Annotated in this window: 21 protein-coding genes and 1 other RNA gene; 14 read left to right on the top strand and 8 right to left on the bottom strand. The window is 64.7% G+C overall.

Translation table 11 applies throughout. The annotated features are described in order from the left end of the window. Positions 1 to 442 precede the first annotated feature (442 nt). The gene (gene dapE, locus ACOQOU_RS13040) at positions 443 to 1,639 is read left to right on the top strand and encodes a succinyl-diaminopimelate desuccinylase (RefSeq protein ID WP_306025207.1); all 1,197 of its coding nucleotides are present in this window, start codon (positions 443 to 445) and stop codon (positions 1,637 to 1,639) included. Further along, positions 1,636 to 2,217, top strand: coding sequence for a hypothetical protein (locus tag ACOQOU_RS13035; protein WP_306025206.1), 582 nt, complete (start codon positions 1,636 to 1,638; stop codon positions 2,215 to 2,217). Before dapE ends, ACOQOU_RS13035 begins: the two co-directional genes overlap by 4 nt. A 9-nt stretch (positions 2,218 to 2,226) precedes the next feature. Here ACOQOU_RS13035 and ACOQOU_RS13030 read toward each other — a convergent pair whose 3' ends face one another. Together ACOQOU_RS13030 and recR are read right to left on the bottom strand one after the other, a co-directional pair. Beyond that, positions 2,227 to 3,447 (bottom strand): lytic murein transglycosylase, encoded by a 1,221-nt coding sequence (locus tag ACOQOU_RS13030; RefSeq protein ID WP_306025205.1) that lies wholly within the window; start codon positions 3,445 to 3,447, stop codon positions 2,227 to 2,229. Between the two features lie 69 nt (positions 3,448 to 3,516). Then, positions 3,517 to 4,125, bottom strand: coding sequence for a recombination mediator RecR (gene recR, locus ACOQOU_RS13025; RefSeq protein ID WP_306025204.1), 609 nt, complete (start codon positions 4,123 to 4,125; stop codon positions 3,517 to 3,519). Between the two features lie 127 nt (positions 4,126 to 4,252). On the opposite strand from recR, the gene ACOQOU_RS13020 reads away from it, so the two are divergent. Next, on the top strand, positions 4,253 to 5,185 hold the full coding sequence (locus tag ACOQOU_RS13020; protein WP_306025203.1) for a DMT family transporter: 933 nt from the start codon (positions 4,253 to 4,255) through the stop codon (positions 5,183 to 5,185). Positions 5,186 to 5,187: 2 nt separating this feature from the next. Here ACOQOU_RS13020 and ACOQOU_RS13015 read toward each other — a convergent pair whose 3' ends face one another. The 4 genes from ACOQOU_RS13015 to ffs form a co-directional block, all read right to left on the bottom strand. Further along, on the bottom strand, positions 5,188 to 6,210 hold the full coding sequence (locus ACOQOU_RS13015) for an agmatine deiminase family protein (protein ID WP_306025202.1): 1,023 nt from the start codon (positions 6,208 to 6,210) through the stop codon (positions 5,188 to 5,190). 94 nt (positions 6,211 to 6,304) lie between these two features. Next, a complete protein-coding gene (locus tag ACOQOU_RS13010) occupies positions 6,305 to 6,628 on the bottom strand; it encodes a YbaB/EbfC family nucleoid-associated protein (protein WP_109769304.1) in 324 nt (107 codons plus the stop codon). A 13-nt stretch (positions 6,629 to 6,641) separates the two neighbouring features. Continuing rightward, positions 6,642 to 8,537 (bottom strand): DNA polymerase III subunit gamma/tau, encoded by a 1,896-nt coding sequence (locus ACOQOU_RS13005; RefSeq protein WP_306025201.1) that lies wholly within the window; start codon positions 8,535 to 8,537, stop codon positions 6,642 to 6,644. 76 nt (positions 8,538 to 8,613) lie between these two features. Further along, an RNA gene (gene ffs / locus ACOQOU_RS13000) (signal recognition particle sRNA small type) lies at positions 8,614 to 8,711 on the bottom strand. A gap of 71 nt (positions 8,712 to 8,782) precedes the next feature. On the opposite strand from ffs, the gene ACOQOU_RS12995 reads away from it, so the two are divergent. Together ACOQOU_RS12995 and nudC are read left to right on the top strand one after the other, a co-directional pair. Continuing rightward, entirely contained in the window at positions 8,783 to 9,187 is a 405-nt protein-coding gene (locus ACOQOU_RS12995) for an HIT domain-containing protein (protein WP_109769305.1), read from the top strand. A gap of 42 nt (positions 9,188 to 9,229) precedes the next feature. Continuing rightward, positions 9,230 to 10,171: an NAD(+) diphosphatase gene (nudC, locus tag ACOQOU_RS12990; protein WP_109769306.1), complete on the top strand. Its 942-nt coding sequence runs from the start codon at positions 9,230 to 9,232 to the stop codon at positions 10,169 to 10,171. Here nudC and ACOQOU_RS12985 read toward each other — a convergent pair. Together ACOQOU_RS12985 and ACOQOU_RS12980 are read right to left on the bottom strand one after the other, a co-directional pair. Further along, positions 10,168 to 11,034 carry a prephenate dehydratase gene (locus ACOQOU_RS12985; RefSeq protein ID WP_306025200.1) on the bottom strand — a complete coding sequence of 289 codons (867 nt, stop codon included), beginning with the start codon at positions 11,032 to 11,034 and terminating at the stop codon, positions 10,168 to 10,170. The genes nudC and ACOQOU_RS12985 overlap by 4 nt on opposite strands. Before the next feature lie 24 nt (positions 11,035 to 11,058). Then, positions 11,059 to 11,784, bottom strand: coding sequence for a 3-deoxy-manno-octulosonate cytidylyltransferase (locus ACOQOU_RS12980; protein WP_109769308.1), 726 nt, complete (start codon positions 11,782 to 11,784; stop codon positions 11,059 to 11,061). A 154-nt stretch (positions 11,785 to 11,938) separates the two neighbouring features. Between ACOQOU_RS12980 and ACOQOU_RS12975 the strand changes: the two genes are divergently transcribed. From ACOQOU_RS12975 to ACOQOU_RS12935, 9 genes are all read left to right on the top strand, one after another. Continuing rightward, complete coding sequence (locus ACOQOU_RS12975; RefSeq protein WP_109769309.1) at positions 11,939 to 12,538, top strand: c-type cytochrome; 600 nt, start codon at positions 11,939 to 11,941, stop codon at positions 12,536 to 12,538. A 122-nt stretch (positions 12,539 to 12,660) separates the two neighbouring features. Next, positions 12,661 to 14,505 carry an extracellular solute-binding protein gene (locus ACOQOU_RS12970; RefSeq protein ID WP_306025199.1) on the top strand — a complete coding sequence of 615 codons (1,845 nt, stop codon included), beginning with the start codon at positions 12,661 to 12,663 and terminating at the stop codon, positions 14,503 to 14,505. Continuing rightward, positions 14,502 to 16,379 carry an extracellular solute-binding protein gene (locus ACOQOU_RS12965; RefSeq protein WP_306025198.1) on the top strand — a complete coding sequence of 626 codons (1,878 nt, stop codon included), beginning with the start codon at positions 14,502 to 14,504 and terminating at the stop codon, positions 16,377 to 16,379. Before ACOQOU_RS12970 ends, ACOQOU_RS12965 begins: the two co-directional genes overlap by 4 nt. Before the next feature lie 49 nt (positions 16,380 to 16,428). Then, positions 16,429 to 17,541: a microcin C ABC transporter permease YejB gene (locus ACOQOU_RS12960; RefSeq protein WP_109769312.1), complete on the top strand. Its 1,113-nt coding sequence runs from the start codon at positions 16,429 to 16,431 to the stop codon at positions 17,539 to 17,541. Between the two features lies 1 nt (position 17,542). Next, positions 17,543 to 18,703 carry an ABC transporter permease gene (locus tag ACOQOU_RS12955; RefSeq protein ID WP_109769313.1) on the top strand — a complete coding sequence of 387 codons (1,161 nt, stop codon included), beginning with the start codon at positions 17,543 to 17,545 and terminating at the stop codon, positions 18,701 to 18,703. Between the two features lie 48 nt (positions 18,704 to 18,751). Beyond that, entirely contained in the window at positions 18,752 to 19,015 is a 264-nt protein-coding gene (locus tag ACOQOU_RS12950; protein ID WP_109769314.1) for a type II toxin-antitoxin system VapB family antitoxin, read from the top strand. After that, positions 19,012 to 19,404, top strand: a complete 393-nt coding sequence (locus ACOQOU_RS12945) for a type II toxin-antitoxin system VapC family toxin (RefSeq protein WP_109769315.1) — start codon at positions 19,012 to 19,014, stop codon at positions 19,402 to 19,404. Before ACOQOU_RS12950 ends, ACOQOU_RS12945 begins: the two co-directional genes overlap by 4 nt. Beyond that, positions 19,401 to 21,029 (top strand): ABC transporter ATP-binding protein, encoded by a 1,629-nt coding sequence (locus ACOQOU_RS12940; RefSeq protein ID WP_306025197.1) that lies wholly within the window; start codon positions 19,401 to 19,403, stop codon positions 21,027 to 21,029. Before ACOQOU_RS12945 ends, ACOQOU_RS12940 begins: the two co-directional genes overlap by 4 nt. Positions 21,030 to 21,055: 26 nt before the next feature. Beyond that, the gene (locus tag ACOQOU_RS12935; RefSeq protein WP_306025196.1) at positions 21,056 to 22,015 is read left to right on the top strand and encodes a 2-hydroxyacid dehydrogenase; all 960 of its coding nucleotides are present in this window, start codon (positions 21,056 to 21,058) and stop codon (positions 22,013 to 22,015) included. Positions 22,016 to 22,021: the final 6 nt, after the last annotated feature.

The following is a 22,021-nucleotide window of genomic DNA, read 5'->3' as shown; positions in this document are numbered from 1 at the left end:
GCGTTGCCGCCTTGGCTGACCGGAAGATGGGGGACGGGGTGCGGTAACTGCCAATTACAAAAACGTAAGCAGACTCACGCAGCTGTGATCTTGAAGGGTGTGAAACAGCACCCTAGAGCCATATTTTTTTCAACATTTTCATATGCTTACAGAAACGGAACGATTCACGTGTTCCGTGATCGAAGCGCCATTGTTCACGCAGTTGAACCGCTGCGTTCAGGGACGTGTGAACGATGGACCGGTTTTCGTGACCGGCTGAGGGTCAGATTTCGATCCCGACGGCGTTGCGACGGTAACCCCGCCGCGCCGATCTCACGCGTTTCGTGAGGTTTGTGATCGCAGTTTGCGACCATGCCGCCCGGTGCGACGGACGATTCCCCGCCGCGCAATCCCTCAAATCAGCGGGCGTGACAGGGTCTGCGTCATTGGCTAAGTGCGCTGCATGACCCGATTGCCCACAGACCCGGCGGCGAATCTGGCCGCGCTGATCCAATGCCCGTCCGTGACCCCGGACGATGCCGGCGCGCTCGACGCACTGAGCGCGATGCTGGCGCCGCTCGACTTCGTCTGCGACCGGCCGGTGTTTTCCGAGCCGGGCACGCCGGACATCGACAATCTCTATGCGCGGCGCTCGGGCAACGGCCCGCATCTGATGTTTGCCGGTCACACCGACGTGGTTCCGCCGGGCGATCCGGACGCCTGGACCCACGATCCGTTTGGCGCATCTGTATCGGGGGGCGCCATGTATGGGCGCGGCGCCGTCGACATGAAGGGCGGCATCGCCTGTTTCGTCGCCGCCCTTGCCCGGGTTGTCGAAAGCGGGCGGCCGGTGCCGGGTTCGGTGTCGCTTCTGATCACCGGCGACGAGGAAGGGCCGGCCATCAACGGCTCGGTCAAGCTGCTCAAATGGGCGGCCGAGAAGGGCGAAAGCTGGGACGCGTGCCTTCTGGGCGAGCCGACCAATCCCGATGCGATGGGCGACATGATCAAGATCGGCCGGCGCGGATCGCTGTCCGGCACGATCATTGTCGAGGGGACGCAAGGGCATGTCGCCTATCCGCATCTGGCCGACAATCCGGTGCGCTCCATCGTCGCCTTGTGCGCGGCGCTGAACGCGACGCCGCTCGATGCGGGCACCGACGATTTCCAGCCATCCAATCTCGAAGTGACGACGATCGATACGGCCAATCCGGCGGTCAATGTGATTCCGGCGCGCGCGTCGGCCAGCTTCAATGTTCGGTTCAACGACAGTTGGACGGAAGAGACACTGAAGGCGGAAATCATGGCGCGGCTCGCGCGCGGCGCCGCGTCCGGCCGCGACGATCGCCCGCCGGCGCGTTTTGGCGTCGATTGGAAAGAACCGGTGAGCCAGGTTTTCCTGACCCGCAACGAAGCCCTGACCGGGGCGCTGGCCGCCAGCGTGACCGCGGTGACCGGGCGCGATCCCGTTCTTTCGACCTCCGGCGGCACGTCCGATGCGCGGTTCATCAAGGATTACTGCCCGGTGGTCGAATTCGGCCTCGTAGGCAAGACCATGCACATGGTCGACGAGCATGTCGCGCTTGCGGATCTGGAAACACTGACGGCGATCTATGCCGACTTCATCATCCGCTGGTTTGCGGGAAAAGCGGGCCGATGATCAATCTCGACTACGCCTTCCACCATGTCGAATGCGTGGCTGCGGCGATCACGGGGCGGCCCGGCGCCATCGAGCGGATGGACATTTCGGCGGACGGGTTCTGGCGCTCGTTCACCGCGATCGCCGTCGCGCTGCCGGCCATGTTCTTCGTCTGGGTGATGAATGCGCGGGCCAACCAGGCCGAAATGCCGTCAATGGGCGTTGCGCCGCTCGTTGCCGGCGAAGCGGTGTTCGAACTCGTCGTGTGGCTGCTGCCGATCCCGGTCTTCGCGCTCGTCCTGCGCCCGCTCGGGCTCGGCCACCGTTTCGTGCATCTGGTGATCGCGCGGAACTGGGCCAATGCGCTGTTCAGCTATGTGATCGCCGCGCTCTATGTGCCCTATCTGGTCGTTGCCGACGACAATGGGGCGATGATGATGCTCGGCGGCGTGCTGATGGTGCTGATCCTTGTCGCCGCCGTCCGGCTGACACGCGCCGCGCTCGACAGCTCCGTGTCGCTGGCCATGGCCTTCATCGCCGGCGAGTTCATCGTCAGCATCGCGCTGGCGATCGCCTATCTGGGCATGCTCGGGCTTTGACCGGCGAGCCTACCTGATCGCGCCGATCAGCGCCTTTGACGGAAAGCATGTGGGCTGCCGGCCGTTCTTTTGCTGCCAGTCGCCGATGGAGCGGCGGGTCTTGAAGCCGGGCAGCCCGTCGGCGCCGCCGACATCATAGCCCTTGCCTTCGAGCACGCGCTGCATGGCGGCGATCTCCGAGCGGTAGAGCGTGTCGACCCGGCCCCAGGCGGCCTTGAACCGGCCCGAGCCCCATTCGATTCGGTCGCCCGCATGGCCGACGAACAGGGCGTAGAGATCGCTCTCATTATACTGTTTGAGCACGTAGAAGTTCGGCGTGACGATGAAGGCCGGGCCGCTGCGGCCGGCGGGCATCATCAGATAGGCCTCCAGATCCATCTCGTGGGCCGGAAAGGGGCGGCCGGAAATGCGGGTGATGCCCATCGCCGCCCAGTCGCGGATCTTCAGGCCCTGATCCGGCCCCTCGAAGCTGCATGAGATGTCGGCGGGCACACTGACTTCGAACCCCCAGTCGCGTCCCGAAACCCAGCCGAAATGATCGAGATAGGCGGCGATCGAGCCCAGCGTGTCGGGCACGGACGTCCAGATGTTGGGCTTGCCGTCGCCATCGATGTCGACGGCGTGCTCAAGGAATGATGTCGGCAGGAATTGCGGCTGGCCGAGCGCGCCCGCCCAGGACGATTTCATCTGCGCGGGGGTGGCGTTGCCGCGCTCGACCATCTGAAGGGCGGCGACCAGTTCGGTACGGAAGAGTTCGGGGCGGGTCGACATGAAGGCCTTGGTGCCAAGCACCTGGAAGGCATCGTGCGGAATATCGACGCGGCCGAAGGCGCTCTCGCGGCCCCAGATGGCCAGAATGATGCGACCGGGCACGCCGTAGCGCCGCTCGAGCGCCGCCAGGGTCGACGCGTGCTGGCTGGCCAGACGGCGGCCCTGGCTGACGATGGCGCCCAGATTGTTCTCGTTGAAATAGCGGGCGGGCGCGGAAAACTCCGCCTGGCGAATGCGTTGCGGCGTCGTCTGGCCGGGTCGGACGAGGCCGGGAATGTCGGTGTTCAGGCGTTTGGTACCCATTGCGCCGTCGAACGTCGCGCGCGAGACGCCGGCGGACCTTGCCTTGGGCCACATCGTGTCTTCCAGAAAGCGCTCATACTGGCCCTGGAGATCGGCGCGGGCTGCGCCCGTCAAGGCGAGTACGCAAACAAGGACAAGGGCTGCAAGGCGGACCATCTGTCGTTCCCCGATCAAAGCGGTGGCGTCACGCTAGCAGGTGATTCTGGTGTGAAACAGGGCGCTGGTTCAGAAGTTGGTGCGCGCGCGCAGGGCAGCCGACAGCGTGCCCTCGTCGAGATAGTCGAGTTCGCCGCCCACCGGAACGCCGTGGGCGAGCCGCGTGATCTTCACGTCCGTGTCCTCGAGCTGTGCGGTGATGTAGTGGGCGGTTGCCTGCCCCTCGACGGTCGCGTTGACCGCAAGGATCAGTTCGTGCACGGCACCCCCCGCAACCCGATCGATCAGGCCTGAAATGTTCAGATCGTCAGGGCCCACGCCGTCTAGCGGCGACAGCGTGCCGCCAAGCACATGATAGCGGACGTTCATTTCAGCGGCGCGTTCGAGCGCCCACAGATCGGCGACATCCTCGACAACGATGATCGTTGCGTCCTCGCGGCGCGGATCGGTGCACACCGAACAGGGATCGGCGGTGTCGACATTGCCGCAAGTCGAACAGATGGTCACCTTGGCCGCCGCCTCGGCCATCGCACCGGCGAGCGGCTCCAGCAGTTGCTCGCGCTTCTTGATCATGTGCAGTGCCGCGCGCCGCGCCGAGCGCGGGCCCAGACCCGGCACCTTGGCCAGAAGCTGGATCAGCCGTTCGATCTCGGGGCCTGCGATTCGTTTCGATGACATGGCATTGATTTAGGCCGTCCGGCCCGGCGTGCAAAGCCGGAACGCCAGCGCGTCAAGAAACGGGTGGCGGGCGACGCGGCTCGGCATTAGTGGAGATCGAATCCGCCTGTCGCCAAGAATGCCCCGCATGTCGCAGCCCGCCGCCGTCAACGTCGCCATGTCGCCCGCGCAGTGGGCGATGCTGATCACGCTTTCGATCGTGTTCGGCGGATCGTTCTTCTTCAACGGCGTGATCGTGCGCGACCTGCCGCCGTTGACGATCGTGTTCTTCCGGGTCGCCCTCGCCGCCGTCGCGCTGCACCTCTATCTGCGGGCGACCGGCCGTGCGTTGCCGTGGAGCGGCGCCGTCTGGCGCATGTTCTTTGCGATGGGCGCGCTGAACAATGTCATCCCGTTCACGCTGATCGTCTACGGCCAGACGCAGATCGCGTCGGGCGTCGCCTCCATCCTCAACGCGATGACGCCGCTCTTCACCGTCGTCGTCGCGCATTGCTGGACCGACGACGAGAAACTGTCGGGGCCGCGCATCGCCGGCGTCTTTGCGGGCCTTGGCGGGGTGGCGGTGATGATGGGCGGCGCCACGGTCGGCGGCGGCTGGGGCACGGTGGCGGCCTATATGGCCTGTCTGGGCGCGGCGCTGGCGTACGGGTTTGCCGCCGTCTATGGCCGCCGCTTCCGCAAGGCGGCGATCGATCCGCTGGCGGTCGCGACAGGACAGGTGACCGCATCGAGCGTCCTGATGCTGCCGCTTATGCTCGCGGTCGACCGGCCATGGACGCTCGCCATGCCGGAGGTCGACAGCGTACTGGCGCTCGTCGGCCTTGCCATCGTCTCGACCGCCTTTGCCTACCTGCTTTACTTCCGCATCCTGTCGGGCGCCGGCGCGACGAACCTGTCGCTGGTAACGTTCCTGGTCCCGGTCAGCGCGATCCTGCTGGGCATCGCCTTTCTCGACGAGGTGCTGCTGCCGCGCCACATGATCGGCATGGCACTGATCGGCGTCGGGCTGGCGCTGGTCGACGGGCGACTGTTCCGGAGGCGTATCCCGCCGGTGCCATGATGCTAAACCGCAGGTTGCTCGCGCGTTGCGCAATGGATGCCGCCGCCCACTTCGCCCACCGGATCGACATCGAGCATCACGATTTCTCGTTCGGGATAAAGGTCGGCCAGTGTTTCCCGGGCCATCGCGTCGGCTTCCCGGTCACCGAACCCGGCCGCGATCACTGCGCCGTTGCAGACATAATAGTTGACGTAGGACGCGACGAATTCGGGACCATCCACCCGAACATCCAACGGCTCGGGCAGGACCACAAGTTCCAACGGTTCGCCGCGTGAATCGGTTGCCGCCGCCAGAATGTCATGGGTTTCAAACGCAGCCTTCGACCACGGATCGTCCGGCACGATATCCTCGGGCATCTGGATCAGGATCGTGCCGGGCGCGACGAACCGCGCCAGCGCATCGATGTGGTAGTCGGTGATGTCGGCGCCGGCGATTCCGGGCGCCCAGATCATCTTGTCCGCCCCCACCGCATCGAGCAGCAGGCGTTCGACCTCCGCGCGCGAACCAGTGTTGCGGTTCGGGTTCACCCAGGAGCTTTCATGGGCGATCAGCGTGCCGTGGCCGTCGGTCTCGACGCCGCCGGGCTCGCCGACGAGCCCGTTGTCGAACAGCTCGAGCTGCATGATCTCGGCAATCCGCCTTGCGATCGAACCGTCATGGCGGTGCACCTGCTTGCCGCCCCAGCCATTGAAATTCAGATGGCTGACGGCAAGCCCGCCCTGGCCGTCGACAACGAACATGGGGCCGGAATCGCGCGCCCACAGATCGTCGGTCGGCACGTCCCACACTTCGACGGCGTCCGACAGTCTGCGCCGCGCCGCCCGCTCGTGGCTGGCGTCCATCAGCATGACGACCGGCTCGAACTCGGCAATCGCGTTGGCGATGTCGGCGATCGCCTGCTGCACCATGCCGAGAAACACCGGATCGGGGTGCACCCGGCGGCTGACCGGCCATTGCATGAAGGTGCGCGCGTGCGGATCGTCCTCGGCCGGAAGATGGAAGCCCGCTGCGCGCGCGTTGGTCATGTCGGTTGCCCCTGCAATCTTCGGCATCAGCGATGCCGCGCCCGCCAAGGCCGCGCCCTTCGAGAAACGGCGACGCGACAGCATGATGCCGGGCTCAGAACGGCAGTTTCATGCCGGGCGGCAGGGGCAGGCCGGCGGTCATTTCCTGGGTCTTTTCGGCGACGATCTGCTCGATCTTGGCCTTGGCGTCCGAATGGGCGGCGATAATCAGGTCTTCGAGGATCTCGACATCGTCTTCGGAGAACATGGAGGAATCGATTTTGAGGGCCTTCATCGCGCCCTTGCCGGTGAGCGTGACGGTGACCATGCCGCCGCCGGCCGTGCCGTCGGCGGTCATCTCTTCCATCTCGGCCTGCATGGCCTGCATCTTTTCCTGCATTTCCTTGGCCTTGCTCATCAGGCCCATAATGTCGCGCATGGTTGTCTCCAGATCAGTCGGTATCGGTCGGATCGTCGGGGTCGGCGACGACGTCGCTCACGTCCATATCGGTATCGCCGGCGATTACGTCCAGCGGGCCGGCATCGTTGACGCGCACATCGACGACGCGCGCGCCCGGAAAGGCGCCCAGGATCGCCGACACGTCGGGATCGCGCGCGGCATCGGCGAACAGCGCGTCGCGTTTTTCGCCGTCGACCTCCTCCAGCGTCCGTCCGCCGGGTTCGCGGCTGACCGACACGATCCAGCGCGTGCCGGTCCAGTCGCCGAGCTTGCGCGACAGATCGCCGAGCAGCGTCGGCGGGGCATCCTCGGTCAGATTGACCGACAGCCGGCCCGGTTCGATGGAGACCAGCCGCACGCATTTGCGGATGATCACCTTCATCAGCGGGTCGCGGTGCCGGTCGGCCAGATCGGCCAGGTCCCGCAGGCCGGCAACGGGTACGGATGGCTGTGCCGGTTCGGGTGCGGCCATCGGCGGCTCGGGCGCTGGTGCCGGTTCCGGATTTTCGGCGACGAGACGCATGGCCGATGCTCCACCGCCGGGGTGCGGCTGAACGGCGGTCATGGTGGTCGCCGGCTGCGCGGCTTGCGGCACGGGGTCGAGCGGTTGCCGCTGTCCCATTGCCGGCGGTGTTTCCGATGAGCCCGATGATGCGGAGTGCGACGGCGCCTGCGTGCCGGGTGGAGGCGCGTTGGCGGATTGCGCCGGGCCGGCCGGTGCGCTGTCGAGCTTCTTCAAGGCCTCGTCCAGCGTCGGCAGCGTCGATGCATGCGCGAGCCGGATCAGCAGCATTTCGGCGGCCGCGAAGGGCCGCGCCGCGCTCTCGCATTCGCCGATGCCCTTGAGCAACATCTGCCAGGCACGGGCCAGCACCGTGACCGGAAGCTTTTCGGCAAAGGCGATGCCCCGCTCGCGCTCGTCGGGCGACAGGGACGGATCGTCGGCGGCGGCGCCGGGCACATAGCGCAGCCGGGTGACCAGATGGGTGAACGAGGCCAGATCGTTGAGGACGACGACCGGGTCGGCGCCAGCCCGATAGAGCGACGAAAACCCGTCCAGCGCCTCGGTGACGCGGCCGGCCATCAGATGCTCGAACAGGTCTACGACGCGGGTGCGGTCGGCAAGGCCGAGCATGTCGCGCACGGCGCTCGCATCGACCGTGCCGTTGCCGTGGGCGATGGCCTGATCGAGGATCGACAGCGCGTCGCGCACCGAACCCTCGCCGGCGCGGGCGATCATGGCCAGCGAGGTGTCGTCGACGGCCACCTCTTCGGTGTCGGCAATGGAACGCAGGTGCGCGGTCAGTTCGGCGATCTCGATGCGGCGCAGGTCGAACCGCTGGCAGCGCGACAGGACGGTGATCGGCACCTTCCTGATCTCGGTGGTCGCGAAGATGAACTTGGCGTGGGGCGGCGGCTCTTCGAGCGTCTTCAAAAGCGCGTTGAACGCCTTTTCGGACAGCATGTGGATTTCGTCGATGATGTAGACCTTGTAGCGGGCCGACACCGGCGCGTAACGCACCGAATCGATGATCTGCTTGATGTCGTCGATGCCGGTGTGGGACGCCGCATCCATCTCGACCACATCGACATGCCGGCCCTCCATGATCGGCTGGCAATGGATGCCCGGCACGGTGAGGTCGATCGTCGGCTTGTCGATCGTGTCGGACTGGTAGTTGAGCGCGCGCGCCAGGATGCGCGCCGTCGTCGTCTTGCCGACACCGCGCACGCCCGTCAGCATCCAGGCCTGGGCGATCCGGTCGGCGGCGAACGCGTTGGTCAGCGTGCGCACCATCGGCTCCTGCCCGATCAGCGCGGTGAAATCGGCCGGCCGGTATTTGCGCGCGAGCACGCGATAGCCGGCATCTTTCGGGGAAGCATCGCTCATGGAGAAGATGTAGCGCAGTTGCGACCGGCTTGACCAGCGAAGCGGGCGGGATTCGACGCCTGATGCAAAAGGAAAGGCGGGAGGCTGGCACGGTGACCCGTGCCGGATCTCGTTAGGGCTGCTTCCTTCCGGACCTGACCCGGTTGGCGAGTGGCGCGTCCACCACCAACCTCCCGACCCTCATATCGACCTTCGGCCTAGCATTTGCAAGTCGCTTTCGGGGGCAAACCTGCTATCGTCGCCCGATGACGGACTTCGAACTCGATCCGACGCTCGAACGCGACAGCTTGTTCGTGACCGATCTGGGGCTGACCCAGTTGCGGCTGATGAACGATTCGCGCTTTGCATGGCTGATCCTCGTTCCGAAGCGTTCCGGCATTACGGAGATTCACGAACTGACGCCGCTCGACCAGACCATGCTGACCTTCGAGACGACGCAGATCGCCCAGGCGCTGGCCGATGTCACCGGCGCCGACAAGATCAATGTCGCCGCGCTCGGCAACCAGGTGCGGCAGTTGCACATGCATGTCATCGCCCGGCACCTGGGCGATCCGGCCTGGCCCGGTCCGGTCTGGTGCGCCGGAACGCCGACGCCTTACCAGAACGGTGCCGCCAAGGCCTTTATCGAGCGGTTCTCAAACGCGTTCTGAGGCGGTAGGTAGTCGGCTGAAACTGCCCCCTTCGGAGCCCTCATGGCCGACCTTTTTTCCGATGCTGCCGCGCCCGAACCCTCGGCGCTGACCGGCTTTGCCGGCAACCGGCTGCAGCGCTGGTCGGAAAAGCGCAGCGAGACATCGGTGCCCGAGGCGTTGGCCGATCCGCGCGCCCGGCTCTTGCTGGTCGGTGCGGGCCGCGCCGTGCTGCGGCCCAACGGAACAACGGCCGATCCATGGTTCGATGTCGCTTCGGCGAACACGCTTGGCGCGGACACCGACGGGGCGGTGCTGCTGGGCTACGAGGATGACGGCACGCCGGTTCTGGCGGCCTATGCCGATGTCGAGGCGCTGCCGGACGATCTGAAGGCGATCGATTATCGCTCGATCTATGTGCAGGGCCTGCTCGACGCGCCCGCGCTCGGCGCGCTGGCGCAGGGCGCCGCTCTGATATCCTGGCACGACACCCACCGCTTCTGTTCGCGATGCGGCCATAAGAGCGCGATGGCCGATGGCGGCTACAAACGCGTATGCCCGCAATGCGACGGCCAGCATTTCCCGCGCACCGATCCGGTGGTCATCATGCTGTCGGTGAGCGTTGACAATCAGCGGTGCCTGCTCGGCCGCAGCCTGCATTTTCCCGAGGGCATGTATTCGTGCCTTGCCGGCTTCGTCGAGCCTGGCGAGACGATCGAGAACGCTGTGCGGCGAGAGACCGAAGAGGAAGCGGGCATCACGATCGGCCGCGTGGCCTATCATGCCAGCCAGCCATGGCCGTTTCCGCATACGCTGATGATCGGCTGCTATTGCGAGGCTTTGACCGAGACGATCCGCATCGACGACGAACTCGAGGATGCGCGCTGGTTCACGCGCGGTGAGGTTCGCAAAGTGCTGGACGGGCGTGGCGGGGACGACTTCAAAATGCCGCCGCGCGGCGCCATCGCGTCACTGCTCGTCCGCAACTGGGCCGCGGCCGGTTAGCCTGGCCGGCTTTTCTGACGCTGGTCGGCGCCACGATAGACGCCCAGAACCCGGAAATGGTCAGAGAAGAAGCCGATCTCCTCGAAGGCCAGCTTCACATTGTCATCGTCCGGATGCCCCTCAATGTCGGCATAGAATTGGGTCGCGACGAACGCGCCGCCGATCTGGTAGCTCTCCAGCTTGGTCATGTTGACGCCATTGGTGGCGAAACCGCCCATGGCCTTGTAGAGCGCGGCGGGAATGTTGCGCACGCGGAAGACGAATGTGGTGATGATCAGTTCGTCGTCCGAGCGCCGCGCCGGGATGAACGGCGCCTTGGACAGGACGACGAAGCGGGTGATGTTGTTGGCCTGATCCTCGACGTCGCGCTCGAGTATGCCCAGGCCGTACATCTCGGAGGCCAGTTCGGGCGCCAGCGCCGCCATGGCCGGATCGCCGCTCTCGGCGACCAGTTTGGCAGCGCCCGCCGTATCGCCCGCGATCACCGCTTCCCAGCCATTGCTTCTGATGTAGTTCCGGCACTGTCCGAGCGCGTGAATGTGACTGTGGACAGTGCGGATCGCCGAGCGGTCCGTGCCCGGCAGCGCCATCAGGTGAAAATGGATGGGCAGAAAGTATTCGCCGACAATGTGCAGATCGGATTCGGGCAGAAGATGGTGGATATCGGCCACCCGGCCGGCGATCGTGTTCTCGATCGGGATCATCGCCAGGGCGGCCGCGCCCTTGTCGACCGCGGTGAACGCATCCTCGAAGGTCGGGCACGGCATCGGCGTCATCGCCGGATACATGTTCCGGCATGCCGTGTCGGAATTGGCTCCGGGCTCGCCCTGAAAGGCGATCAGCGTTCTGGCGTTCTCGTCCATGGGTTTGGTTCTTCCTGTTCGCGCTCACGCCAAAAGAGTGCGCGCCCGCTCCAGATCGCGCGGTGTATCGACCCCGAACGGCACGGTGTCAACAAGCCGGGCATGGATGGTCATGCCCGCCTCGAGCGCGCGCAGCTGTTCGAGCCGCTCGCGCTGTTCCAGCGCCGAAGGAGGCAGGCCGACGAAACGGGCAAGCGCCGCGCGCCGATAGGCATAGATGCCGATATGGTGGTAGAGCGGGCCGTCGCCCCAGGGCGCCGTGGCGCGCGTGAAATAGAGCGCGTTGAGCGTATCCCGGGCCACGGGCGTACCGACGATCTTGACGATGTTGGGATCGGTCTTTTCGCCCTCGTCGGCGATTTCGTTGCCGAGCGTCGCGATGTCGCAGGCGGCGTTTTGGAGCGGGGCGATCGCGGCACGGACCATGGCCGGATCGAGCGTCGGCAGGTCGCCCTGAAGATTGATCACCACATCGATATCGCCGCTTGGATCGACCGCCTCCAGCGCCTCGAAGATGCGGTCCGAGCCCGAAGGGTGATCGGGCCGCGTCATCACCGCGCGATGGCCATGCGCGGCGACCGCTTCGGCGATCCGCTGATCGTCGACGGCAACCACGACATCGGCGCAATCGGCGTCGCGCGCCCGGTCGGCGACATGGACGATCATCGGCTTTCCGGCAATGTCGGCCAGCGGCTTGCCCGGCAAACGGGTCGAGGCCATGCGCGCGGGAATGAGGATGATCGGTGTCATGAAGGCCTGAACCGGGGGTCGGAATGGTGGCAAAACGTCTCAGCGGGTTCGACCTTATAGGTGTTGCAAGCCCCGGACAAAAGACATAGGAAACGGCCACTTCGCGCGTGCACGAAAGGTGCGCCGGCGGCTGATGATCGGGTAGAGGCTTTTTATGAACACCACCATGTATGCAGGCGCGTTCCTGGGGACCGTGTTTGTCGTGATGACCGTCGGACTGGCGAGCGACGCGATCTTTTCGCACCAGGCGCCCGAGCAGGAAGGCTTCGCGATCATCGTCGAGGAAAGCGAAGGCACCGCGGTGGCGGTCGAAGAGGTGGACGTGCCGATCTCGGTTCTTCTCGCCAGCGCCGATGCGAGCAATGGCGAAGGCGTCTTCCGCAAGTGCCAGTCCTGCCACAACATCGAAAGCGGTGCAGGCCACAAGACCGGACCGAACCTGTGGAACATCGTGGGCAAGGAAGTGGCCCTTTATGACGAGTTCCGCTATTCGCAGGCCATGCAGGACTATGCCGAAGGCGGCACGGTGTGGGACTTCGACTCGCTCAACAACTTCCTGGCTGCCCCCAAGGATTACATCGACGGCACCTCGATGAGCTTCGCGGGCCTGCCCCGCGACGGCGAGCGCGCCGACCTGATCGCCTGGCTTGCAACGCAGAACGACAGCCCGGTCGCGCTGCCCGAGCCCGAAGCGGCCCCGGCCGAAGAAGCCGCCGCCGAGGGCGATGCGGCTGAAACGACGGCGACCGAATAGGCCCAACTGACGCACAAGTGAGCCAGGTCGGCCCGGTTTTCGCCGGGCCGATCGTCGTTTGGGGCTTTGAATCGCCGCAAACGCCCCTACTGTGATTGGCAAGATCAATCGCGGAGGTGCCCATGAAGTTGCTGATCGCCAGCGCCGCTTGCCTGATGACCATGATCGCAATCGGCGATGCCGAGGCCCAGGAGGCCAGTGGCTGGGTGACCACCAGTTCCCTGATCGAACCGAGCAAATATGGCGACGACTTCCGGCACTATGACCATGCCGATCCCGATGCGCCCAAGGGCGGCACGGTGAACCTTGCCGTTCAGGGCACGTTCGACAGCTTCAATCCCTACATCATCCGCGGGACGCCGGCTGCCGGCCTTGCCGGGTTCGGCGGCGGCCTCCTGTACGACACGCTTCTGTCGCAGTCGATCGACGAACCGTCGACCAGCCATCCGCGCCTTGCGGCGGCCTATACCTTTCCGCAGGACTATTCCTTCGTCGTCTACCGGCTCGATCCGGACGCGCGCTGGCATGACGGAGAACCGGTCACGCCCGACGACGTCGTCTGGACGTTCGACGTCCTGACCGAGCACAGCCAGCTCTATCGCGAGTACTACAAGAACATCACCGGGACCGAGATCCTCAACGCGACCGACATCAAGTTCTCGTTCGACCAGACCGGCAACCGCGAACTGCCGCAGATCATTGGCGACATGCCGGTCCTGCCCAGGCACTGGTGGGAAGGCACCGGTGCAGACGGCAACCCGCGCGACGTCAGCCAGCCGACACTCGAGCCGCCGCTGGGTTCCGGCCCCTATCGCATCGGCGAGTTCGACGCAGGCAGATCGATCACCTGGGAGCGGGTCGAGGACTATTGGGGCGCCGATCTGGGCGTCAATCTGGGCCGGAACAATTTCGACCGCATCGCCTACACCTATTTTCTCGATGCCACGCCGATCTGGGAAGCCTTCAAGAAGGGCGGAATCCAGGATTTCCGCACCGAAACACGGTCGTCGCGATGGGCCGGCGAATACAATTTCCCAGCCTTCGAGGAAGGCCAGGTGAAGAAGCGGGCCTTTCCGACGACCAGCCCGAAGCCCATGCAGGGCTTTGCGATGAACATGCGGCGCGACAAGTTCGCCGACCGGCGGGTCCGCCAGGCGCTGGCGCACCTGTTCGATTTCGAGAGCATCAACCGATTGCAGCTGGCCGGCCAGCGTACGCGCACCGACAGTTTCTTCGAAGGCGGCGAGTTGCAGGCGTCCGGCGTGCCCGAAGGCCGGGAACTGGAAATCCTGGAGGAGTACCGTGACGAACTGCCGGCCGAACTGTTCACGATGCCATTCGAAAACCCGGTCGGCGGCGATCGCGCCAGGAACCGGGAGAACCAGCGCATCGCGGCGGGGCTGATGCGCGAGGCGGGCTGGGAGCCGCGCGATGGCGCATGGGTCAATGCCGAAACTGGCGAACCCTTTGCCATCGAGATATTGGGCGCCTCTGAAACGACCAACATCATTGCCGGCCAGTTCACCGAGGATCTGCGCCGCTTCGGCATCGACGCGCAGATTCGCATTGTCGATGCCAGCCAGTACATCGCCCGGCTCGAAGAGTTCGATTTCGACATGACGACGGTCGTTCTCGCCCAGTCGCTGTCGCCGGGCAACGAGCAGCGCGACTTCTGGTCGTCTGCGGCGGCAGACAGTTCGGATTCGCGCAACATGTCGGGCATCGAGAACCCGGTCGTCGACGCGCTGATCGAAAAAATCATCTTCGCCGACGACCGTGACGAACTGGTGGCGGCCACCCGCGCGCTCGACCGCGTGCTCTTGTGGAACCACTATTACATCCCTCAATGGCACTCGGCGGACGAATGGATCGCCTGGTGGGACAAGTTCGGATTCGTCGACAGCCAGCCGGCCTATGCCGGTATCGACTTCCAGTCCTGGTGGGTGAGGCCGGAGGCGATGCAATGATCATCGACCGGCGGCGGTTTCTGGCCGTCGCAGCAGGCGGCTTTGCGGCCTCGGCGATGTTTCCGAGACTGTCTCCGGCGGCCAATGCGCGCGGCACGCCTCTGCACGGCCTGTCCGCCTTCGGCGACCTGAAATACCCCGCCGGATTTGCCCGGTTCGACTATGCCAACCCGGACGCGCCGGCGGGCGGCGTGTTCAACTTCCAGCCCTGGTACTTGTACTTCAACCAGAACTACCAATCCTTCAACACGCTCAACACTTTCGTGCGCAGGGGCGATGCGCCGCCGCGCATGGAGATGTGTTTCGACACGCTGATGGTGTCGGCCCATGACGAGCCCGACGCGATCTACTGCCATGTCGCGGAGACTGTGACGATCTCCGAGGACGGCAACCGTTTCACCTTCCTGCTCCGGGACATTGCGCGCTTTCACGACGGCGCGCCGATCGCCGCCGGCGATGTCAAATTCACCTACGATACGATCAAGGCGCAGGGGCACCCGGACCTGTCGCTGCCGCTGCGGCCGCTCGCCGAGGTGATCGCCGAGGACGCGCGGACCGTGACGCTGGTGTTCGACGGCACGCAATCGGCGCAGGCCATCCTGACGATCGCATCGACCTATCCGATCCAGTCGGCGGCCTATTACGCCGACCGGACGTTCGACACATCGACGCTCGAGCCGCCGCTCGCGTCCGGCCCCTACAAGGTCGGCCGCTTCAATGCCGGCAGCTTCATCGAGTTCGAGCGCGTCGAGGACTATTGGGCCCGGGCGATCGGCACCGGTGCGGGGCAGAACCATTTCCAGACGATCCGCATCGAGTTCTTCACCGAGCGACAGGCCGGGTTCGAGGCGTTCAAGAAGGGCGAGGTGACCTGGCGGCGCGAGTTCACGTCCAAGACCTGGGCGACCGAATACAATTTTCCGGCGATCACGGACGGCCGGGTGGTCCAGTCCCTGATCGACGCCGATGTGCGGCCATCCATGCAGGCCTGGGCGCTCAACCAGCGGCGCGAACGGTTCGCCGACCGGCGGGTGCGCGATGCGATCGCGCTGTGCTTCGATTTCGAGTGGACCAACCAGAATCTGTTCTACGGGCTCTATGAGCGCAGCCATTCGCTGTTTGCCGGATCGCAATATGAGGCGTCGGGCCTGCCGGACGTTGCCGAAACCGCGCTGATCGACAAGCTTGCAGCCGATCACGACCTGCCCGAAGGCATCCGTGATGAAGCCCACATGCAGCCGGCCGCCGACGGGTCGGGCCGCGACCGGGCGCGGCTGCGCGAGGCGACCCGCCTTCTCGCCGAGGCCGGCTGGAGGGCGGACGGCGAGGGCCGGCTGCGCAATGCCGGCGGCGAGACGCTGGACGTCGAGATGCTGATCCGGTCGTCCATCTTCGAGCGCATTTACGGCCCCTATGTGCGCACCATGAACCTGGTCGGCATCAATGCCAGCCTGCGACTGGTCGATCCCGCGCAATATCAGGCGCGCACCAGCGACTTCGATTTCGACATGGTTGGGCGCGCCATTGGCTGGACGCCGACACCGACGCAGAGCAGCCTCGAGGGCGTGTTCGGCGCAGCATCGGCCGACCTGCCCGGCTCGCGCAACTGGACCGGCGCGGCCGATCCGCTGGTCGACGCGCTGATCGCCGAAGTGGGCGCGGCCCCCGATCGCGACGCCTACCGCACGGCGATGCGTGTTCTGGACCGGGTGTTGCGTTTGCGGCGCGACTGGATTCCAAATTGGCGCGCAGCGAATCAGTTCATCGCCTACTGGGACATGTTCGGTTTCGACGACAAGCCGGACTATTTCTGGCCGATCGAGGCGCTGTGGTGGATCGACGAGGAAAAGGCGCGCGCGATTGGCAAGGCATGAGGCGATAACGATTCCGACCCTCGACCCGCGCGCGCGGAGACGCTGAGCAATGGGCGCCTATATCCTTCGCCGCATTCTGCTCATGGTTCCGACCATTTTCGGAATAATGGCGATTTCCTTCGTCATCGTGCAGTTCGCGCCGGGCGGGCCGGTCGAGCAGGTCATCGCGCAACTGACCGGCCAGGGGGGCGATGCGACCGAGCGCTTCACCGGCGGCGGCAGCGAGGTTTCCGGGGCCGATGAGTTCGGCAGCAGCGTCGAAGGCGGCGGGGCCAGTTCGCGCTATCGCGGCGCGCAGGGGCTCGACCCCGAGTTCATCGCCGATCTCGAGCGCCAGTTCGGCTTCGACAAGCCGCCGCTCGTCCGGTTCGGCAACATGATCTGGGACTATCTGCGGTTTGACTTCGGCGAGAGCTATTTTCGCGACATCACCGTCATCGACCTGATCCTCGAAAAGATGCCGGTGTCGGTGTCGCTGGGGCTCTGGATCACGCTGATCTCCTATGCGATCTCCATTCCGCTCGGCATCCGCAAGGCGGTGTCGGACGGTTCGCGCTTCGATGTGTGGACGTCGGGCGTGATCATCGTCGCCTATGCCATCCCCGGCTTCCTGTTCGCAATCCTGTTGATCGTCCTGTTCGCCGGTGGATCGTTCTTCGACTGGTTCCCCCTGCGCGGGCTCGTCTCCGACAATTGGGCCGAACTGTCATGGCCGGAACGGATCGTCGACTATTTCTGGCACCTGACGCTGCCGTTGACCGCAATGGTGCTGTCGGCGTTCGCGACGACGACGCTTCTGACCAAGAACTCGTTCCTCGACGAAATCCGCAAGCAATATGTGATCACCGCGCGGGCCAAGGGCCTGACCGAGCGCCAAGTGCTTTACGGCCATGTGTTTCGCAACGCGATGCTGATCATCATCGCCGGCTTTCCGGCGGCGTTCATCTCGGCCTTCTTCACCGGATCGCTCCTGATCGAGACGATCTTCTCGCTCGACGGGCTCGGCCTTCTGGGCTTCACCTCGGTCGTCAACCGCGATTATCCGGTGGTGTTCGCAACGCTCTACATCTTCTCGCTGATGGGACTGCTGGTCAGCCTTCTGTCGGACCTGATGTATACGTGGATCGACCCGCGCATCGATTTCGAAAGCCGGGAGGTCTGACATGGACCAGACGGTTGACGAACCCACTTTCGGACGGGACGGCGCCATACCGCGACGGCGGCGGCCGTTCCTCTCGCCGCTCAACCAGCGGCGCTGGCAGAACTTCAAGGCCAACCGGCGCGGCTACTGGTCGCTGTGGCTGTTTCTCGTCCTGTTCGTCCTGTCGCTGTTTGCCGAATTCATCGCCAACGACCGGCCGATCCTGGTCTCCTACAAGGGCGAACTTCTGACGCCGGTCTTCGTCAACTATCCCGAGGAGAAATTCGGCGGGTTCCTGGCGCGCACCGACTACACCGACCCGTTCATCCAGGACGAGATCAAGGCCAATGGCTGGATGGTCTGGCCCCCGATCCGCTATTCCTACAGGACCGTCAACAAGGAGGTGCCGACCACCGCGCCCTCCAAGCCGGCCTTCATGTTCGACAGCCGCGAGGAGTTGTGCGCGCGCTATGCCGGCGGCATCGACGATCCGAACTGCCACTGGAGCAATTTCAACTGGCTCGGCACGGACGACCAGGCGCGCGACGTCCTGGCGCGGACGATCTACGGCTTCCGCATATCGGTCCTGTTCGGGCTGATCCTGACGATCGCCTCGGCGGTGATTGGCGTCACCGCCGGCGCGATCCAGGGCTATTTCGGCGGCTGGACGGATCTGATCTTCCAGCGCGTGATCGAGATATGGTCCTCGATCCCGGTCCTCTACATACTCTTGATCATGGCCGCCGTGCTGCCGCCGGGCTTCTGGGTGCTGCTCGGCATCATGCTCATCTTCTCATGGGTCGGCTTTGTCGGCATCGTCCGTGCCGAATTCCTGCGCGCACGCAACTTCGAATATGTCAACGCGGCGCGCGCGCTCGGCGTGTCGAACCGGACGATCATGTTCCGCCATCTCCTGCCGAACGCGATGGTGGCGACGCTGACCTTCCTGCCATTCATCCTGAACGGGTCGATCACCACGCTGACCTCGCTCGATTTCCTCGGCTTCGGCCTGCCGCCGGGATCGGCTTCGCTCGGCGAACTCATCCTTCAGGGCAAGAACAACCTCCAGGCGCCGTGGCTCGGCTTTTCCGGCTTCATCGTCATTTCGATCATGCTGTCGCTGCTGATCTTCATCGGCGAGGCGACGCGCGACGCGTTCGATCCCAGGAAGACGTTTGGGTGATGCGACAGGCGTGCTATATGAAGGTAGAATTCTACCTCGGAGACCACGATGGGTCTGAACATCAAGAATGAGCGCGTGCATCAATTGGCGAAGGAACTCGCCCTCAAGCGCAATTCCACCATGACGGCCGTGATCCTTGACGCGTTGGAAAGCGAGCTGGAACGAGATCAAGCTCGCTCCGATGAGGCTCAACGGCATCGGATCAAGGCGCGAGAGCAGTTTCTCGCACACCGCGATTCGATGAAGGAACTGCCGGCAGGCTACACCAGCAGTCATGACGACCTTTATGATGAAGACGGCTTTCCGGCATGATTGTCGATGCGTCAGCGATCGTGGCGTTTGTCATGAAGGAAGAGGGCAGCGGCATCTACGAGCCTTACCTGTTCAGCGACACGGTTCCGCTTTTCATATCCGCCGTCAATTGGTGGGAGGTCCATGCCCGCATAACCAGGCATGACAAGCCCGACGTCACACGATCATTGCAGTTCTTTCAACGAGGAACGCGCTTGAAGTTCGTCGCAGTAGACAAAGACCAAACCAACATGGCTATCGAAGCGTTCCGCCGCTTCGGCAAGGGACACCATCCCGCCAAACTCAACCTCGGCGATTGTTTCGCCTACGCTCTGGCCAAGGTTCGAAACGAACCGCTGCTCTTCAAGGGGAACGATTTTCACCATACCGATGTGCGGGCCGCGCTGTGACAGAACCACTCCTGTCCGTCCGCGATCTTTCCGTCGACTTCACGCAAGGCGGCCATGTCATCCATGCGGTCAGAACGATCTCGTTCGACATCGGTGCGCGCGAAACCGTGGCGCTCGTCGGCGAGAGCGGGTCGGGCAAGTCGGTCTCCGCCCTGTCCGTGCTCAAGCTGCTGCAATATCCGGCCGCGTCGCACCCGTCGGGTCAGATCATGTTCGGCGGGCAGGATTTGCTGGCGGCGTCGGACGACGAACTGCGCACGGTCCGCGGCAACGACATTTCGATGATCTTCCAGGAGCCGATGACGTCGCTGAACCCGCTGCACCCGATCGAAAAGCAGGTCGGCGAGGTGTTGCGGCTGCACCAGGGCATGGGCGAAGCGGACCAGCGAGCCCGAACGCTCGAACTGCTCAACCAGGTCGGCATTCGCGAACCCGAAAAGCGCCTTGGCGCCTATCCGCACCAATTGTCCGGTGGCCAGCGCCAGCGCGTGATGATCGCCATGGCGCTCGCCAACACGCCCAGGCTGCTGATCGCGGACGAACCGACGACGGCGCTCGATGTGACCGTTCAGGCGCAGATCCTCGAACTGCTCGACGATCTCAAGCGGCAGCAGGACATGTCGATGCTGTTCATCACGCACGATCTGGGCATTGTGCGGCGCATCGCCGACCGCGTCTGCGTGATGACCGATGGGGAGATCGTCGAGACCGGGCCGACCGAGGCGATCTTCGGCGACCCGCAGCACGTCTACACCCGGCACCTGCTCGCGGCCGAACCGAAGGGCCAGCCGCCCCGCGCCGACCCCGACGCGCCCGTCGTGATGGAAGGCGACCAGATCAAGGTCTGGTTCCCGATCAAAAAAGGCTTCCTGCGCAAGACGGTCGATCACGTCAAAGCGGTCGACGGGATCGACGTGACGGTGCGCGCAGGCCAGACGCTCGGCGTCGTCGGCGAGAGCGGGTCGGGCAAGACGACGCTTGGGCTGGCGCTCAGCCGGCTGATTTCGTCGGACGGCCGTATCCGGTTTGCTGGCGAGGCCATCGATGCACGCTCGTTCCGTCAGATGCGGCCGCTTCGCAAGGATCTGCAGATCGTCTTCCAGGACCCGTTCGGATCGCTGAGCCCGCGCATGTCGATCGCCGAGATCGTCGCCGAGGGCCTTGCGATCCACGAACCGGGCCTGAGCCCCGACGAACGCGACGATCGCGTCGTCGCCGCCCTCGACGAGGTCGGGCTCGATCCCGAGACGCGGTTCCGCTATCCGCACGAATTTTCCGGCGGCCAGCGCCAGCGCATCGCCATTGCCCGGGCGATGGTGCTCAAGCCGAAATTCCTGATGCTGGACGAGCCCACTTCGGCGCTCGACATGAGCGTTCAGGCCCAGGTGGTCGACCTTCTGCGCGATCTGCAGAAGAGGCACAATCTGGCCTATCTGTTCATCAGCCACGATCTGAAAGTGGTGCGGGCGCTCGCCAATCACGTCATTGTCATGCGCGGCGGCCGAATTGTCGAACAGGGGTCGGCCGACACCATTTTCGACGCGCCGGAAACCGATTACACAAGGGCGCTGATGGCCGCCGCCTTCGACATCAAGACGAGCGCGGCCGGCGTCGTCAGCCAGTAGGCATTTTTGGCAAGCGAGTTCGCACGATGGCACCCTCCCCCGGCTCGATCCTTTTGTCCGTCACCGGCTTCGATCCCGCCGTGTGGCGTGACGAGATCGAACGGGCCGCACCCGGCCGGACGGTTGTCACCGAACCGGACGGGCCCGAAGACGCATCCATCCATTACGCGGTCGTGTGGAAGCAGCGGCCCGGCATTCTCAACCGGCTGCCCAATCTCAAGGCGATCTTTTCGATCGGCGCCGGCGTCGACCACATCTTCGCCGATCCCGATGTTCCGGACGTGCCCATCGTGCGCGTCGTCGCCGACGACCTGACCGAGCGGATGAGCGAATATGTGGTCTGGCAGGTGCTCGACCATCACCGCAAGGGGCCGCGCTACCGGCGCCAGCAGGCGGAGAAAATCTGGCATGAAGACCGGATGCAGCCGGCCGCGCGCGACGTGACGGTGGGCATTCTGGGTCTCGGCGTACTCGGGCTCGATGCGGCGCGCAAGCTTGCCGCGCTCGGCTTTGAAGTCGCGGGCTGGAGCCGGACGGCAAAGAAAATCGAAGGCGTAGCGACCTTTGCCGGCGATGACGGGCTCGACGGTTTTCTGGCCATCAGCGACATCGTCGTGTGCCTTTTGCCGCTGACGCCGAAGACAAAGGGCATCCTGTCAAAACCGCTGTTTGCGAAGATGAAACGGCGCGGACCGCTGGGGCCGGCCGTGCTGATCAATGCCGGCCGCGGCGATCTGCAGAACGAGGCCGACATCCTTGCGGCTCTGGAAAATGGCTGGCTGGGTGCGGCCAGCCTCGATGTGTTCCAGGCCGAGCCGCTGCCCGAAACCAGTCCGCTCTGGACCCATCCGCGCGTGACGATCACGCCGCATGCGGCGGCCACATCGGTGCCCGCCGCACTGATCCCGCCCATGATTGCCCAGATTGAATCACATGAGCGCGGTGAACCGCTGACCAATCTGGTCGATCGCGACGCCGGCTACTGATCGCCG

Origin of the sequence: Oceaniradius stylonematis (genome assembly GCF_965223445.1) — a bacterium.
Classification (GTDB): Bacteria; Pseudomonadota; Alphaproteobacteria; order Rhizobiales; family Rhizobiaceae; genus Roseitalea; species Roseitalea stylonematis.
This window is presented reverse-complemented; position numbering and strand designations above follow the sequence as displayed.

Coding starts and splice junctions, on each gene's coding strand:
- ACOQOU_RS12980 (WP_109769308.1), bottom strand. CDS start 11,784: ATGACACCGATCATCCTCATTCCCGCGCGCATGGCCTCGACCCGTTTG.
- ACOQOU_RS13005 (WP_306025201.1), bottom strand. CDS start 8,537: ATGAGCGATGCTTCCCCGAAAGATGCCGGCTATCGCGTGCTCGCGCGC.
- ACOQOU_RS12975 (WP_109769309.1), top strand. CDS start 11,939: ATGAACACCACCATGTATGCAGGCGCGTTCCTGGGGACCGTGTTTGTC.
- ACOQOU_RS13030 (WP_306025205.1), bottom strand. CDS start 3,447: ATGGTCCGCCTTGCAGCCCTTGTCCTTGTTTGCGTACTCGCCTTGACG.
- ACOQOU_RS13010 (WP_109769304.1), bottom strand. CDS start 6,628: ATGCGCGACATTATGGGCCTGATGAGCAAGGCCAAGGAAATGCAGGAA.
- ACOQOU_RS13020 (WP_306025203.1), top strand. CDS start 4,253: ATGTCGCAGCCCGCCGCCGTCAACGTCGCCATGTCGCCCGCGCAGTGG.
- ACOQOU_RS12950 (WP_109769314.1), top strand. CDS start 18,752: ATGGGTCTGAACATCAAGAATGAGCGCGTGCATCAATTGGCGAAGGAA.
- ACOQOU_RS12945 (WP_109769315.1), top strand. CDS start 19,012: ATGATTGTCGATGCGTCAGCGATCGTGGCGTTTGTCATGAAGGAAGAG.
- ACOQOU_RS12935 (WP_306025196.1), top strand. CDS start 21,056: ATGGCACCCTCCCCCGGCTCGATCCTTTTGTCCGTCACCGGCTTCGAT.
- ACOQOU_RS12960 (WP_109769312.1), top strand. CDS start 16,429: ATGGGCGCCTATATCCTTCGCCGCATTCTGCTCATGGTTCCGACCATT.
- ACOQOU_RS12985 (WP_306025200.1), bottom strand. CDS start 11,034: ATGGACGAGAACGCCAGAACGCTGATCGCCTTTCAGGGCGAGCCCGGA.
- ACOQOU_RS12970 (WP_306025199.1), top strand. CDS start 12,661: ATGAAGTTGCTGATCGCCAGCGCCGCTTGCCTGATGACCATGATCGCA.
- dapE (WP_306025207.1), top strand. CDS start 443: ATGACCCGATTGCCCACAGACCCGGCGGCGAATCTGGCCGCGCTGATC.
- nudC (WP_109769306.1), top strand. CDS start 9,230: ATGGCCGACCTTTTTTCCGATGCTGCCGCGCCCGAACCCTCGGCGCTG.
- recR (WP_306025204.1), bottom strand. CDS start 4,125: ATGTCATCGAAACGAATCGCAGGCCCCGAGATCGAACGGCTGATCCAG.
- ACOQOU_RS12965 (WP_306025198.1), top strand. CDS start 14,502: ATGATCATCGACCGGCGGCGGTTTCTGGCCGTCGCAGCAGGCGGCTTT.
- ACOQOU_RS13015 (WP_306025202.1), bottom strand. CDS start 6,210: ATGACCAACGCGCGCGCAGCGGGCTTCCATCTTCCGGCCGAGGACGAT.
- ACOQOU_RS13035 (WP_306025206.1), top strand. CDS start 1,636: ATGATCAATCTCGACTACGCCTTCCACCATGTCGAATGCGTGGCTGCG.
- ACOQOU_RS12955 (WP_109769313.1), top strand. CDS start 17,543: ATGGACCAGACGGTTGACGAACCCACTTTCGGACGGGACGGCGCCATA.
- ACOQOU_RS12995 (WP_109769305.1), top strand. CDS start 8,783: ATGACGGACTTCGAACTCGATCCGACGCTCGAACGCGACAGCTTGTTC.